This is a genomic window from Colwellia sp. PAMC 20917 (assembly GCF_001767295.1).
In the GTDB taxonomy this organism is placed as follows: domain Bacteria; phylum Pseudomonadota; class Gammaproteobacteria; order Enterobacterales; family Alteromonadaceae; genus Colwellia_A.
Genome location: NZ_CP014944.1, coordinates 706,816 through 722,636, shown reverse-complemented (window position 1 = coordinate 722,636; position 15,821 = coordinate 706,816). Strand labels below are relative to the sequence as shown.

Below are 15,821 nucleotides of genomic sequence, written 5' to 3'. Positions count from 1 at the left end.
TTATTTTTTTGTTTTTACTAAATCATTTAACATAGATGTCACTAAAATAAAGCGTGATTTACTATCTTCAGTGGCAATTTTAAATTGGAGTTTATTAGCGCCTACTAATTTATAAACTTTTGGCTGTTGCTGAATAAGACCAATAATAAGCATAGGATCAACTTTTGTCTCATCGCTAAACTCAATAGAGCCACCTGCTGGACCTGCTTCGATGCGAGAAACCCCTATTTTTTGCGCCTTTAAACGTAACTTCGCAATATGGACTAGGTTTTTAGCCGCTTGCGGTAATAAGCCAAAACGGTCAATTAATTCTACTTGAATTTCGTCAAGTTCATTTTTATTGCCACAACTGGCGATACGTTTATAAATACTTAATCGTAAGCTGACATCAAAAATATAATCGTCTGGTAGTAACGCCGGCACCCGTAATTCAATTTCAGTTTGCTTAGCGGTCATATTTTCAAGCGATAGTTGTTTGCCTTGCTTCAACGCTGAAACGGCTTGATCGAGCATTTCCATATAAAGGGTAAAGCCGATTTGGCTCATCGAGCCACTTTGTCCCTCACCTAATAATTCACCTGCGCCACGAATTTCGAGATCGTGTGTGGCCAAGGTAAAACCAGCGCCTAAATCTTCAAGAGACGCAATAGCTTCAAGACGTTTCTTCGCATCTTTAGTAATACGTTTAACATGTGGTGTTAATAAATAAGCATAAGCTTGATGATGTGAACGACCCACTCGGCCTCGTAATTGATGGAGTTGCGCTAGACCTAAATGGTCGGCTCTGTCCATGATAATGGTATTAGCTGTTGGCACATCGATACCTGTTTCGATAATCGTTGTACAAACTAATACATTGTAACGTTGGTGATAAAAGTCGCCCATAATGCGTTCAAGTTCACGTTCACGCATTTGCCCATGGGCGGTGGTTACTTTTGCTTCTGGCAGTAGTTTTTGAATATCTGCAGCGGTTTTATCTATGGTATCAACGTTGTTATGTAAAAAGTAAACCTGACCACCACGAAGAATTTCACGTAAAATAGACTCACGAATAAGGGCGTCGTCACGCTCGCGAACAAAGGTTTTTACCGCTAAGCGTTTTGCCGGCGGTGTGGCAATAATCGATAAGTCGCGCATGCCACCCATCGCCATATTCAAGGTCCGTGGAATAGGGGTTGCGGTCAATGTTAAAATATCAACATTGCTGCGTAATTGTTTGATTTTTTCTTTTTGCTTTACACCAAACCTATGTTCTTCATCGACCACTAATAAACCTAGGTCTTTATATTTAATACTATTTTGCAATAACTTATGGGTGCCGATCAGAATGTCTATTTGGCCTGATTCAACATCGGCAATAACAACGTTTTGCTCTTTGGCTGTTTTAAAACGTGATAATACTTCTATAGCAACCGGTAAATTAGCAAAACGGTCGCGAAAGTTTTCATAATGTTGTTGGGCAAGCAAGGTTGTTGGCACTAAGATAGCCACTTGCTTGCCGTCGTTAACGGCAACAAAAGCGGCACGCATCGCAACTTCAGTTTTACCAAAACCGACATCTCCACAAACGAGTCTGTCCATGGCCTTATCGCTGAGCATATCAGACACTACTGCTTTAATGGCTTGCTCTTGATCAAAGGTTTCTTCAAACGGGAAACTGTCTGAAAAAGCTTGATACTCAGCTTTGTCACGTTTGAATTGATAACCTTTATTACTGGCTCTGCTGGCGTATATATCGAGTAGTTCAGCCGCCACGTCACGCACTTTTTCAGCGGCCTTTTGTTTTGCTTTACTCCAAGTATCGTTACCTAATTTATGTAACGGCGCACTTTCTGCGTCGGCGCCCGAATAACGGCTAATTAAATGCAATGAGCCAACCGGTACATAAAGCTTTGATTCACCTGCGTAAATTAAAACTAGAAACTCAGTGGTTATGCCACTATTTTCAATGGTTTGTAAGCCCATATAGCGACCAATACCATGCTCAAAATGGACAACAGGTTGTCCCATTGAAAGCTCGGCTAAGTTTTTAAAAATAGCATCCGCTTGAATAGTTTGTTGTTTGGTACGGCGGCGACTTTGTTTTATCCGCTCTCCTAAAAGTTCATCTTCGGTGATTAGGGCTAGCGCATTTTTCTTAGCGGTGCCTTTACTTTGAAAGATAAAACCACTGTTGAGGGTATTCACTGTGATGCCAAGTTTGTCCGGGCTTGCGACAAAGCTTTCAATATCGTCAAAATATTGTGGCTTGATATGGTTACGCTCTAATAACTCTAAAACGCTTTCTCTACGGCCTTGGCTTTCGGCAACAAATAAAATTTTATCTGGGGTTTCTTTGTCGCGAATAAAATTATTGATTAATTCAAAAGGCTGTTTCAGTTGATGATTAACCGTAACATCAGGTAAGGGAGTGACATCAAAACGGATATGACCGGCTTTTGACTTTTCAATGTCGTCACTGTCAGTTTCTTGTAACGCGTTTATTACCGGCACTTTTTCTATTGAAATTCGGTCAAAAGGTTTTAAGGCACGATAAAACTCTTCACTATTTAAAAAGAGTTTCTTGGGGGTAATAATGGCCGAGTCAGATCATAACGACGTTCTTCAAATCGGTAATCAATATCAAGCCAGTACTGTTCAATAGCTTTATCAATATCGCCACTGAGCATTATCCGTGTGTTTTCGCCTAAATAGTCACACAAAGTGCTCGTTTCTTCAAAGAACAAGGGGAGGTAATATTCAATACCTGCCGGCAAAATACCATCACTGACCTGATGATATATTGACTCTTTATGAATGGTGTTAGGAAATTCTTCTCGGTATTGACGACGAAATAAATTTATTGCTGCTTCGTCGGTCGGAAATTCGTGTGCGGGTAATAAATTTATTTCATCTATTTTATCACTTGAACGCTGGTTTTCAGGATCGAACAAGCGAATATCATCAATTTCATCATCAAAAAAATCTAAGCGAAACGGTGTTTTACAGCCCATAGGGAATATGTCGAGAATTGCACCACGTGCAGAGAATTCACCATGCTCCATCACTTGTTCTACGCAGCGATAACCACTGGCTTCAAGATTTTGTCGCATTTGATGTAAGTCTTTTTTATCACCTACTTTTACGATCAAACTATTTGTACGCAAATACTGCGTTGGCGCAAGGCGTTGTAATAATGTTGAAACCGGCACAATAATAATGCCACTTTTCATATTTGATAATTGGTAAAGCGTTGCTAGTCGCTGGGAAATAATATCTTGATGCGGTGAAAAGGTATCATAGGGCAATGTTTCCCAATCAGGAAATAAGCAAATAGGCAGTTGCCGCTTTTTATTTAAACTTTTTAATTCTTGCTCGAAACGCAATGCTGACTGGGTGTCGTTGGTTAATAACAACATCGGAGCGTCGGCATTGAGGGCGCCATGGTATATAGCTAGCGTGTCACTACTACCAAGTAAATTAGTCCAATGCTTTTTATCAGCATGTTTGCCACGACGTTTAGTTAATACAGGTTCAAATAAGCTAGCAGTTTTACTCATGATTTCTCTATCAAATAATGATTGTTAATAAGGCGCGCTAAAACAGCGCATTATCTTAACATGAGTTAACGTTAAATTTTAACAACGAGTAAATACTTTTTTGTTTAAAAAACTATAGTGATATAATAAGGCCCAGCTTTACATTGGGTAGGGCCTGCTGTGTTTTTTGGAGAGTTTCGTGACCAATAATGATGTTTTACGACGTTTAAGATATACCTTTAATTTTAATGATCAAAAGATGATCGACCTATTTAATTTAGCAAAGTTAACGGTAAGTCGTGAACAAATCAGTTATTGGTTGAAAAAAGAAGATGATCCACAAGTTGTTAACTGCACCGATATTCAGCTTGCTACTTTTTTGAACGGTTTAATTATTGACAAACGTGGCGCCCGTGATGGTGAAACACCGCCAGCTGAAAAACGAATGAATAACAATCTTGTGCTCAACAAATTAAAAATAGCATTAGCGCTGCGCGCAGAAGATGTTCTCGATATGATGTCTACCTCAGGTATACGTATGACTAAACCTGAATTAAGTGCCTTTTTTCGCAAGCCCGATCACAAACATTACCGCGAGTGTAAAGATCAGTTTTTGAGAAACTTTATTCAAGCCATTGATACCAAATATCATGTTAACCGTCCTGAGAAATTTACTCCAAAGCGTGAAGTTGAAACGGTAAAAAAACCTGAGTTACCAAAAAAAGACTATCAAGCTGCTAAGCCTAAAGTGAGCAAAATATACATAAACCCCAATGCCACTAAAGCAACAGATAACGATGATAAACCTAAACGAAAAGTGTTAAAACTTAAGCCATCAGATATTTACAAGACTTAGGTTTTACGTGTGATTATTTATATTCAGTAACACTTGAGAATAAATTTTCTTATGTTAATCATAAAAGTACAAATTCTACTTTAATTGAAAAGAGCTTTTACCTCGGTATAAGCTCTTTTTATCAGCACTGTCTGATAAAAAGAGAAGAGGTAAAGTTCCTCTTATCGTAATTACAAAGCGATTCGTCGAACAGCTATTGCCAACACTATCATTTTTGATCAAGACTAGATAAAAGCATTTTTAATTCAGAACATTTACAGTTATTGAAATGTAACTATATATTCCTATAAAAAGAGATACTTATGACCTTAAAAAGTACATTACTAGTAGTGGCTATTTCTAGCTCATTACTTGGCGCTTGCACAGAACAAAAAGGTATTGATACACCACAAACAAGCTCAAAGGACGCTGAGAAAAAAAGTGCGATTAAAGCACTGTCTGAATCAGAAAAAGCTAACCAAATATTTGATGCTATTTTTGATGAAGGTGTTGCACGAAGCCCGATGATGCAAACTTATTTAGGTATAAAAACTGATTATGATAAATGGGATGATATTTCAGAAGAAAACACGCTAAAGGAATTAGCGATTACTCATGAAAACCTTCAGCGTGTTAAAGCCATCGATAGTAGCAAACTCGATGAGCAGACAATGATCAGCTATCACTTATTGGTACAAAAATTAGAAAATAAAATTACTGACCATAAGTGGCGTTTTCATAACTATCCTGTAAATCAAATGCGCGGCTTACACTCGAGTTTACCTGCATTTTTAATTAATCAGCATTCCATTAGTAATGTGAAAGAAGCACAAGATTATATTGCTCGAGTGCAGGGTGCTAAAGTACTTTTAGAACAATTAACGACACAACTAAAATTGCGTGAAGACCTAGGTATTATTGCCCCTAAGTTTGTTTTTCCTCACGTTATTCGTGACTCTCAAAATATTCTTGCAGGTGCTCCATTTGAAGATGGAAAAGACAGTACGATTTTAGCTGACTTCACTAAAAAGGTGAATAAACTTGAGATCAATGCCGCTGAAAAAAGCACGCTGTTAGCAGCGCTTAATACCGCATTAATGAACAGCATAAAACCGGGCTATCAGCAATTAGTCAGTTATTTAGAAACGCTAGAAAAAAAAGCAGACAATAGAGATGGCGCTTGGAAATTTCCAGAAGGTGAAGCATTCTTTAATAACGCATTACAACGTACCACCACAACAGATTTAACCGCTAACCAAATTCACCAAACTGGCTTAAGTGAAGTGGCTCGAATTCACGGTGAAATGCGCACTATTATGGAAAAGGTTGGCTTTGAAGGCGAACTTGGTGAGTTTTTTGAATTCATGCGTAATGATAAACAATTTTATTACGCTGCTGATGAAGTGGGTAAACAACGTTACTTAGACGAAGCTGTTGCTTTAATTGATGATATGGAAGGACGTTTAGACAGTTTATTTTTAACTAAACCTAAAGCTAAACTAAAAGTTAAAGCGGTTGAGGCTTTTAGAGAAAAATCGGCAGGTAAAGCATTCTATCAACAACCTGCACCTGATGGCTCTCGTCCAGGTGTTTATTATGCCAACCTTTACGACATGCAAGCGATGCCAACATATCAAATGGCGGCTCTGGCGTATCATGAAGGAATACCGGGTCATCATATGCAAATAGCTATTAAGCAAGAGCTCACTGATATTCCAAAATTTCGTAAATTTGGTGGTTATACGGCACACACCGAAGGTTGGGGGTTATATGCAGAAATGATCCCTAAAGAAATTGGTTTATACCAAGACCCATATTCTGATTTTGGCCGCTTAGCCATGGAGTTATGGAGAGCTTGTCGCTTAGTGGTTGATACGGGTATTCATACGCAAAAATGGACGCGAGAACAAGGTATTGAATATTATGTCGCAAATACGCCAAATGCTAAGTCTGACGCGGTAAAAATGGTCGAGCGCCATGTTGTTATGCCGTCACAAGCAACCGCATATAAAATTGGCATGTTAAAAATTATTGAATTACGAGAAAAAGCTAAAGTTGACCTTGGTGAAAAATTCGATATTCGTGAATTTCATGATGTGGTACTTCGCAATGGGCCAGTACCCTTAAATGTTTTAGCGCAATTAGTTGATACTTATATAGTGAATAAAAAATAGCGAATAAAAAAGCTTAAGCTAAAGTGTTATTGCAGTAAAAAATCTTTATAAAAGAGAAGTGCCGTTTGGTACTTCTCTTTTTTATGGCCATTACCTAAATACCTATTGATGATAATCAGACGTTAATTGATTTTTCTAGGAATAAGCCGATATTTATTTAATTCTTAAGCAACTTTTGCCCTTAATGCGTAAAATTTATAATTTGCCGAGATAAGCGCTATTCCCTTTGATTAACAGTTGTTATAATGCCGAAAAATAACGTAGTTTAAATTCTTTTTAGAGGTTTTGTGGATGTCGGAAGCTGAAAAACGCCCAACAAATTTTATTCGTCAAATTATCGATGCGGATCTTGAAAGTGGTAAACATTCGAGTGTACAAACTCGTTTCCCACCTGAGCCCAATGGTTTTTTACATATTGGCCATGCGAAAGCAATTTGTTTAAATTTTGGCATTGCTCAAGATTACCTAGGCTTATGTAATTTACGTTTCGATGATACCAACCCTGAAAAAGAAGACATTGATTACGTTAACTCAATTCAAGAAGACGTAAAATGGTTAGGCTTTGATTGGGCGGGTAAGGTTCATTACTCCTCTGATTACTTTGATCAATTGCATGGTTTTGCTGTTGAATTAATTGAGAAAGGCTTGGCATACGTTTGTTTCTTAAATGCGGATGAAGCACGCGAACATCGTGGTTCGCTCAAAGCGCCAGGGAAAAATAGCCCATATCGTGATACGAGTGTTGAAGATAACTTAGCACTTTTTGCCAAAATGAAAGACGGTAAATGTAAAGAAGGCGAATGTGTTCTTCGCGCTAAAATTGATATGACATCAAGCTTTATGTGTTTGCGTGACCCGATTCTTTATCGTGTTCGTTTTGCTCATCATCATCAAACAGCCGACAAATGGTGCATTTACCCGATGTACGATTTTACCCATTGTTTATCTGATGCTATTGAAGGTATTACCCATTCACTTTGTACATTAGAATTTCAAGATAACCGTCGTTTATATGACTGGGTACTTGAAAATGTATCGATTGATGTTGTACCACATCAATATGAGTTTTCACGTTTAAACCTTGAATATACTGTGATGAGTAAACGTAAACTTCATACGTTAGTTGATGAAAAGCTTGTAAATGGTTGGGACGATCCGCGTATGCCAACGATTGCTGCCTTTCGTCGTCGCGGTTACACTCCGAGCTCATTACGTGAGTTTGCTAAACGTATTGGCGTGACTAAAATGGACAATACCGTTGAAATTGGTGTTTTAGAAGCTTGTATTCGTGAAGACCTCAATGACAATGCACCTCGTGCTATGGCGGTACTTGACCCGATTAAATTGGTAATAGAAAACTACCCAGCAGATCAAGTAGAAGAATTAACAGTAAAAAATCATCCAAGTGATGATGAACAAGGTACTCGCATTGTTCCTTTCGCCGCAGAACTTTATATTGAAGCGGAAGACTTTCGTGAAGAAGCTAATAAAAAATATAAGCGTTTAGTGCTTGATAAAGCTGTGCGTTTACGTGGTGCTTACGTTGTTACTGCCACACGTTGTGACAAAGACAGCGAAGGCAATGTTACGACCGTTTATTGTCATTATAATGCCGATACCTTAGGTAAAAATCCTGAAGATGGTACTAAACCAAAAGGTGTTATTCATTGGGTTGCTGCTCAGCAATCTATTGATGCAGAAATTCGTTTATATGACCGTTTATTTAATGTACCAAATCCTGCTGCTGCAGAAAATTTTCAGAGTGTGATGAATGAAGATTCGTTAATTACCATCAGTCACGCTAAAGTAGAGCCATCATTGGTCAATGCTAAACCTGAACAAGCCTTTCAATTTGAACGCCAAGGTTATTTTTGTCGTGATAATAAAGACTCACAAGGTGATAAGTTAGTATTTAACCGTACGGTAGGTTTGCGCGATACTTGGGCTAAAATGGGTAACTAATTACCCTGCTATTACGTTTAAAACCTTTATTTACTGGAGTTTTACCAGTATATAAAGGTTTTTTTTTATCTAAATTTATACTTTAATTTTTTCATCATATAGCTTGTATTGAATGGTATCGTATTTATTAATATATTTAGGTGTGTGATTTTAAAGTTTAGATAACAGATAAGCTATTTTTTCAAAAATAACGAAGTTAAAAAGTCCGCTAGTGATAAATAATGCAATAGCGTTATATTTATTATTTAAACGTGATTATTAATAAAATTTTCTTAGCAAGTTAACAAAAGATAGTGATAAAAATAAAGCCAGCTGATGTTAATTCAGCTGGCTTTATTTAATTTTATAGGTAATAAACAGGCGTTTTTTATTAACGCGTTGCTGCTTTCATTTCCTGAACAAAACGTGTTAATGCCGCCAACATTGCTTGGTTATCATCAAGATTATTTTCAATGATTTTAACCACGGCAGAACCACTTATTGCGCCAGCGGCACCGGTTGCAAGTGCTGCTTTAACTTGTTCTGGGTTAGAAATACCAAATCCTATCACGCCCGGTGAGGCATTATTTGCTTTTAGCTTTTCAATTAAATGAATAGCAGGATTAGTAGCTTCTACCGATGCACTTTTAGGCGTATCCACACCCGTTACACCCGCACGACTTAATACGTAGGTGTAGCCGTAGCTATATTTTGCAACCTGCTTTAATGTTTCTTCGCTGCCGTTAGGCGGAGCAATAAATATTGGCGCAACACCATACTTTAGTGCAGCAGCACGGAACGGGGCACTTTCACGCAAAGGTAAATCAGCAATTAACACCGAATCAACACCGGCAGCAGCCATATCTTTATAAAAAACATCAATACCGCGAGCAAAAACTAAATTTCCATAAAGTAGTAAACCGATTGGGATTTCAGGCGCGTAAGCACGAACTTTTGCTAAAATAGTTAAACAAACATCAGTGTCTACCCCAGCGTTGAGTGCACGCAATGCCGCCATTTGAATAGTAATACCATCAGCACTTGGGTCTGAAAATGGAATACCTAATTCTAAAGCATCTGCACCAGCATCTATTAAAGCTTTGATTATTTCAAATGATTGCTCAATACTTGGATCGCCTACGGTCACAAACGGAATAAAAGCGCCTTGATTCTTTTTTGCTAATTGAGCAAAAGTTTGCTGATAACGCGTAGTCATCTGCTTGTTTGACGTTGTGTCTAAGCTCATTTTGCTTCTCCTTGACTTTTTGCTTCATTTTCAGCTTGTAATACAGTTTGCACATGCGCTAAATCTTTGTCACCGCGCCCTGATAAATTAACAAGAAATACGGTTTCTTCAGTAACAGCTTCCGCCATTTTTATCGTGTGAGCAAGGGCATGTGATGGTTCAAGTGCTGGAATAATACCTTCATTCATTGCTAACAGTTTAAAAGCTGATAACGCTTCGTCATCATTAATAGGCACATATTGAGCGCGACCCGTATCTTTTAAAAAGGCATGTTGCGGACCAACAGCTGGGTAGTCTAGACCGGCTGAAACCGAGTACGATTCCTCTATTTGTCCTGATTTATCTTGCATAATATAAGTGTAGTTACCGTGTAACATACCTTTTGTACCGGCAACTAAGGTTGCCCCATGTTGGTTGGTATTAACACCTTTTCCACCCGCTTCAACGCCAATTAATTTTACACTGCTCTCTTTAATAAAGTCATGGAATATACCAATGGCGTTTGAACCACCACCCACACAAGCAATGACATAATCTGGTAAGCGACCTTCTTGTTTAAGAATTTGTTGTTTAGCTTCCTCGCCAATCATTTTTTGAAACTCACGAACGATAGTTGGAAACGGGTGAGGACCCGCGGCTGTGCCTAACAAGTAATGAGCGTTTTCATAGTTTGCAGACCAGTCACGCAAGGCTTCATTAACGGCATCTTTTAAGGTACCGGAGCCTGCAGTAACAGGGATAACTTCTGCTCCCATTAGTTTCATGCGAAATACATTGGGTTGTTGACGTTCACAATCTAATGCGCCCATGTAAACTCGACATTTCAAACCTAATAATGAACAAGCGATAGCTGTAGCTACGCCGTGTTGTCCAGCACCTGTTTCGGCAATAATTTCTGTTTTACCCATACGTTTAGCGAGCAATGCTTGGCCAAGGACTTGATTGGTTTTATGCGCGCCACCGTGTAATAAGTCTTCGCGCTTTAAATATATTTTAGCTAATGGATTTTTACATAAATTGCGGGTTAAGGTCAGGGGGGTCGGACGTCCCGCGTAATTTGTTAGTAGGTCATTAAACTCAGTTAAAAAGCTCTCGTCTTGTTGTGAGTCAATAAATGCTTGCTCTAACTGCTCAAGGGCAGGGACTAATAATTCACCAACAAACATGCCACCAAATTCGCCAAAATAGGCTGGTAAAGTTGCTTTTACTTGGGTCGTCTCTTGTTTAATTGTTTGGTCTGTCATTTTCTTTATTCCTAATGCTTTATACGAGTTACATGAATTAAGTCAGTTATTTATAGCGTATAAATATTCACTTAATTTGTGTGTTCGGTCTTATTAATAGTGTCTAATGGCGGCAAAAACTTGTTGAAGTTTTTCGCGGCTTTTAACGCCTGGGCTTGTTTCAACGCCTGAGTTGAGATCCAAACCGAATAAATCTAGTGTTGTTTTCTGGCTAACCGCCTGTGTAATATTATCGATAGACAACCCGCCCGCTAGAAAACAATGACTTAAGTCTTGCCCAGAATCGGCTAACGCTCGCCAATTAAAGGTTTCACCACTGCCGGCATTTTTGCCGTCTAAGACATAAAACTGCGCATTACTCATTAACTCAGGTACTTCGTCTTCGACCGGCAAAGCTTTCCAACTTTGGCAGCCTTTTGGAAGTAATGGTTGCAATGAAGCGATATATTGTGAAGTTTCATTACCATGAAGTTGCACCGCAAATAAGTTTAGCTTGTGTGCAAGTTTCGCCACTTCTTCAATGGCATGATTAACAAACACGCCAACGTAACGTAAAGAGGGAACCTGCTCGACAATCATTTTTGCTTGTTGTTCGTTAACATACCTTGGCGACTTTTCAGCGAAAATTAAGCCACCAAATTGTGCGCCGGCGTCAACAGCACTTTGGGCGTAGTCAACTTGTGTTAAGCCGCAGACTTTATTATTGCCATAAATGAGTTTACGACAAGCTAAATCAATATCATCTTCTGCCATGATTGAACTACCCACTAAGAAGCCATCAACTGCTGGCGCTAACTCGCGAACTTGTTCGTTGGTATAAATACCCGATTCAGATATAACGATGCGATCAGCAGGTAGTGTCGGCGCATAGTCAAAGGTTCGAGCGATATCGGTGGATAAGTCGCGTAAATCTCGGTTGTTAATACCAATAAGTTTAGCGCCTAAATCAATGGCTCGATCGCGCTCTTCATCATTAGATATTTCAGTCAAGACCGCTAAGTTATATTGCTCAGCGATAGCAGATAAGTCTTTATATTCTTGGTCTGATAAAACGCTTAGCATTAATAAAATCGCATCGGCACCGTAATATCGCGCCAAATAAACTTGATAGGCATCAACAAAGAAATCTTTATTAAGTACTGGACAATTTACCGAGTCAGTCACTATTTTTAAATATTCAAAAGTGCCTTGAAAGTATTTTTCATCGGTTAAAACAGAAATAGCGGCAGCATATTTATCGTAAATCTGGCAAATAGCCTTAGGGTCAAAATTTTCGCGTATTAAACCTTTCGATGGCGAAGCCTTTTTACACTCTAAAATAAAGCCAGCATGCGCGTGACCTTTTTTTCTATCAAGTGCACCGTACATATCTTTTTGAGTGGGTACTAAAGTGTCAATAAATTCACTTAATGGAAAATCAATTTTACGTTGCGCTATTTCGATACGTTTATCAGCAACAATTTTTTCTAATACATTTGCCATGTTATGCCATTGCCTTTGAGTCTAAATTTGAGTTTGAAATCACGACCATATTTTCTAAAGTCGTTAATGCTTTACCTGAAGCTAGTACTTCTCTTGCCATGTTAGCGGCTATTTTTAAATCAGTTGCTTTGTCATGTAGGTACAATAATGCGGCACAATTAATAATGACGGCGGCATTATGAGCAGCCTTGCCATTACCACTAAGAATTGCGCGAATATACTCAGCATTTTCTTGTGGTGTACCGCCCTTAATATCTTCTAATGTGTAACGGGGTAAACCAAAATCAGCGGGAGAAATGGTTCGGCTTGTACACTGACCATTGGCTATCTCGCTAACTTGCGTTTCGCCGTGTAAGGCAATTTCATCTAAGCCGCTACCGTGAACGACCCAGCCACGTTTAACCCCAGTTAACAGTAAACTTTTTGCCATTACATCGATAAGCGCTGGTGTATAAACACCGAGTAACATAGTGCTCGGTGAAGCAGGATTTACTAATGGCCCTAATATATTAAATAAAGTGCGCACCCCCATAGATTTTCTAACCGGAGCTGCATGTTTAAAACCCGGGTGATAAGCCGGAGCATATAAGAAACATAAATTTGTTTGCGCTAAACACGCACTTGCTGTCGTTGGCGACATCATTAAATTGACGCCAAAGGCCTCCAATAAATCTGCGGAGCCAGACATGCTAGAAACACTTCGGTTACCGTGTTTCGCCATTTTTAAGCCACATGCCGCGGCTAAAATTGCCGCGGTAGTTGATATATTAATGGTATTCGCGCCATCGCCACCGGTACCTACACAGTCAGCAACGTTATGCTCTTGCTGTGGAAATGGTGTTGCTGAGCCTCTTACTGCTAGGGCAGCACCTGAAATTTCGTTAGCCGTTTCGCCTTTTATTTTTAAGGCAGTTAATACACTTGCTAACAGTACGGGCTCAACTTCACCTTTGATCATATTTTTAAAAAAATCTTCAGCTTCAGTCTGACTAATATCATTTCCATCAACAAGTTGTTGTAAAATTTTACTCATAAGAACCTTCCGCTGCTTTGTGTGGTGAAGCCAGTAAATAATCAATAGTTTGCGCTAATAACGTGCCGCCATAAGTCGTTAGGATTGACTCTGGATGAAATTGAAATCCTAAGGCTACGTCCGTCTTATGCTCAATGGCCATTGGTAAACTGATTTGTTCAGATGTTATATATTCAGCAATAATATCAATGGTATTAGGGACTTCACTTGCTATCAGTGAATGATAGCGCGCCACAGGTAAGGGGTGATTTATCTGGTCAAAAACACCGGTTTGACGATGAGTAATACTCGATGCTTTACCATGGACAATTTCAGGTGCACGGATAACTTTACCGCCATAGTGTTCAACTAAGGCTTGATGGCCTAAACAAATGCCTAAGATTGGATATTTACCGGCACATTTGGCTATTAATGCCATTAAACAGCCGGCTTTATTGGGTTCTCCTGGGCCGGGCGATAATACGAGTAATACTCGATCGGTGGATTTTTGCATTTGTTCAAAGATAAAATCTGCCGATAGGGTGTTTCGATAAATGGTTGGTTCAAACCCTAAACATTGAAATTCATCGACCAAGTTGTAAGTAAAAGAATCGAGGTTATCGAGCATGAATATTCTAACATTGCCATTAATAGTGGGTTCTTGATGACTATGCATGATTACTCTCCTTGCACGGATTGTTTAGGTTAGCGCTGTCGCTACTCGGAGCGGCAGTGATCTCAACAGTGAAAAGTTCTGCATGTTGAATGGCATTAATGACCGCTTGTGCTTTTTGCTTGGTTTCATTGGCTTCTGACTGAGGATCTGAGTCGTAAACAACACCGGCACCTGCTTGAACATGCGCTATACCGTGTTTAACAAAAGCAGAGCGGATAACAATACAGGTATCCATTTCACCGTCACCGGTTAAATAGCCAACCGCGCCGCCATAACTCCCTCGACGTTTGCCTTCTACTTCTCGAATTAATTGTGTCGCTTTTACTTTTGGGGCTCCCGATAAAGTGCCCATATTCATACAAGCCTGATAAGCGTGCAGGGCATCAAGGTCAAGCGCTAAGGTGCCACAAACTCTAGAGACCAAATGCATAACATGAGAGTAACGGTCAACTTTTAATAAGTCAGCAACATAGCGAGTACCTGCTTGACTAACGCGGGCAATATCGTTGCGGGCTAAATCAACCAGCATAGTGTGCTCGGCTAATTCTTTTTTATCTAATCGTAATTCAAGTTCAATACGACTGTCTAAATCAAGTGAAATTGAACCGTCTTTATTAAGTCCGCGCGGACGAGTTCCGGCAATGGGATAAATTTCTACTTGACGATTTTTATGTTGATATTTTAATGCAGATTCTGGAGAAGCACCAAAAATACAAAATTCGCTGTCTTTTAGGTAAAACATATAAGGGCTAGGGTTGCTTTGCTTTAACGCTTTGTAAGCATTTAAGGTGTTTGAGCACTTTAGCGAAAAGGTACGAGAAGGTACCACTTGAAAAATATCACCGGCGCGAATATTTTCTTTTAACTGATTAACCGTGTCACAGAACTGTTGATCTGAGATGTCGCTACTAACTTCACTTTTTTCAATCGGCTTGTCATAAGGTCTTTCTTGAGCAATATATTGTTGGGCCAAAATATTTTTTATATCGGCTAACCGTTGACGAATTGTCACTAGATTATGATTGGCCGCTTCTCCTGAAAAAATATTACCAATAACTTCAGTTGATTGCGCTTCATGATCGATAATCACAACAGTTTCAGCCAAATAATAGACGAAGTCTGGGCAGGTATTATCACCTTGGCTTACTGTCGGTAATTGCTCGGTCATCGACATCATATCAAAGGCGAAGACTCCACCTAAAAATATCGCAAAAGGGTGATTGTTGCTATTTTTAAGCTTATTAAATAAGCGTAAACTTTGAAAAGGATTAATAGCGAGTAAGCGCGATTTTTCATCCAGTTGTTGAGTCAGTTCAGGGAAAATGGCGCTAAGTGTTTTATCTTTAACGCTTAACGTAGCGTGTTCAGCTAAATGCTGTTGCGCAAACTCAAGCGCCGATTGACCATTGTTTGTTAACGCTTCAAACGTAACAAGATTACCATGACAGGTTATTTTTAATGCCGCATCGGTAAGTAATAAGCTTTTTAATTGATGTTTTTTATCAATTTCAGCCGATTCTAATAATAAGTTATTGTCGCTGTTTTGGCTTAACTGGTGAAATATCGCCAGGGGATCGGTCTGATATTTAACGGTTTCTGATAGTGTGGTAACACTGCCAGTTTGCTTATCTATGGTAAGCGTATTCTGATGATTCATATTCTTTCCTAGCTTTTAACGTCTAATTTAAATTAA

9 protein-coding genes and 1 pseudogene are annotated in these 15,821 nt (G+C 39.0%); 3 read left to right on the top strand and 7 right to left on the bottom strand.

All coding sequences use genetic code 11. From position 1 onward, the window contains the following. Positions 1–3,539 (bottom strand): annotated as a pseudogene (mfd, locus tag A3Q34_RS03090) (transcription-repair coupling factor). 178 nt (positions 3,540–3,717) lie between these two features. Between mfd and A3Q34_RS03085 the strand changes: the two are divergent. The 3 genes from A3Q34_RS03085 to glnS all read left to right on the top strand — a co-directional run bounded on the left by A3Q34_RS03085 (position 3,718) and on the right by glnS (position 8,489). Continuing rightward, positions 3,718–4,374, top strand: coding sequence for a DUF1456 family protein (locus A3Q34_RS03085; protein WP_070374013.1), 657 nt, complete (start codon positions 3,718–3,720; stop codon positions 4,372–4,374). 302 nt (positions 4,375–4,676) lie between these two features. Further along, entirely contained in the window at positions 4,677–6,527 is a 1,851-nt protein-coding gene (locus tag A3Q34_RS03080; RefSeq protein ID WP_070374012.1) for a DUF885 domain-containing protein, read from the top strand. A 291-nt stretch (positions 6,528–6,818) separates the two neighbouring features. Beyond that, entirely contained in the window at positions 6,819–8,489 is a 1,671-nt protein-coding gene (gene glnS / locus A3Q34_RS03075; RefSeq protein WP_070374011.1) for a glutamine--tRNA ligase, read from the top strand. Positions 8,490–8,859: 370 nt separating this feature from the next. Here the strand turns inward: glnS and trpA are convergent, their stop codons facing one another. The 6 genes from trpA to A3Q34_RS03045 all read right to left on the bottom strand — a co-directional run bounded on the left by trpA (position 8,860) and on the right by A3Q34_RS03045 (position 15,785). Further along, positions 8,860–9,714, bottom strand: a complete 855-nt coding sequence (gene trpA, locus A3Q34_RS03070; RefSeq protein WP_442855267.1) for a tryptophan synthase subunit alpha — start codon at positions 9,712–9,714, stop codon at positions 8,860–8,862. After that, a complete protein-coding gene (gene trpB / locus A3Q34_RS03065; RefSeq protein WP_070374010.1) occupies positions 9,711–10,958 on the bottom strand; it encodes a tryptophan synthase subunit beta in 1,248 nt (415 codons plus the stop codon). The genes trpA and trpB overlap by 4 nt, the downstream gene beginning before the upstream one ends. Before the next feature lie 93 nt (positions 10,959–11,051). Beyond that, complete coding sequence (trpCF, locus tag A3Q34_RS03060) at positions 11,052–12,440, bottom strand: bifunctional indole-3-glycerol-phosphate synthase TrpC/phosphoribosylanthranilate isomerase TrpF (RefSeq protein ID WP_070374009.1); 1,389 nt, start codon at positions 12,438–12,440, stop codon at positions 11,052–11,054. A gap of 1 nt (position 12,441) precedes the next feature. Beyond that, positions 12,442–13,473 (bottom strand): anthranilate phosphoribosyltransferase, encoded by a 1,032-nt coding sequence (gene trpD, locus A3Q34_RS03055; RefSeq protein ID WP_070374008.1) that lies wholly within the window; start codon positions 13,471–13,473, stop codon positions 12,442–12,444. Next, positions 13,466–14,128 carry an aminodeoxychorismate/anthranilate synthase component II gene (locus A3Q34_RS03050; protein ID WP_070374007.1) on the bottom strand — a complete coding sequence of 221 codons (663 nt, stop codon included), beginning with the start codon at positions 14,126–14,128 and terminating at the stop codon, positions 13,466–13,468. The genes trpD and A3Q34_RS03050 overlap by 8 nt, the downstream gene beginning before the upstream one ends. Further along, the gene (locus A3Q34_RS03045; protein ID WP_070374006.1) at positions 14,121–15,785 is read right to left on the bottom strand and encodes an anthranilate synthase component 1; all 1,665 of its coding nucleotides are present in this window, start codon (positions 15,783–15,785) and stop codon (positions 14,121–14,123) included. The genes A3Q34_RS03050 and A3Q34_RS03045 overlap by 8 nt, the downstream gene beginning before the upstream one ends. Positions 15,786–15,821 lie beyond the last annotated feature (36 nt).

What these genes read in the sequence shown, in the direction of transcription:
- A3Q34_RS03080 (WP_070374012.1), top strand. Translation starts at nt 4,677, where the DNA reads ATGACCTTAAAAAGTACATTACTAGTAGTGGCTATTTCTAGCTCATTA.
- glnS (WP_070374011.1), top strand. Translation starts at nt 6,819, where the DNA reads ATGTCGGAAGCTGAAAAACGCCCAACAAATTTTATTCGTCAAATTATC.
- trpA (WP_442855267.1), bottom strand. Translation starts at nt 9,714, where the DNA reads ATGAGCTTAGACACAACGTCAAACAAGCAGATGACTACGCGTTATCAG.
- trpB (WP_070374010.1), bottom strand. Translation starts at nt 10,958, where the DNA reads ATGACAGACCAAACAATTAAACAAGAGACGACCCAAGTAAAAGCAACT.
- trpCF (WP_070374009.1), bottom strand. Translation starts at nt 12,440, where the DNA reads ATGGCAAATGTATTAGAAAAAATTGTTGCTGATAAACGTATCGAAATA.
- trpD (WP_070374008.1), bottom strand. Translation starts at nt 13,473, where the DNA reads ATGAGTAAAATTTTACAACAACTTGTTGATGGAAATGATATTAGTCAG.
- A3Q34_RS03050 (WP_070374007.1), bottom strand. Translation starts at nt 14,128, where the DNA reads ATGCATAGTCATCAAGAACCCACTATTAATGGCAATGTTAGAATATTC.
- A3Q34_RS03045 (WP_070374006.1), bottom strand. Translation starts at nt 15,785, where the DNA reads ATGAATCATCAGAATACGCTTACCATAGATAAGCAAACTGGCAGTGTT.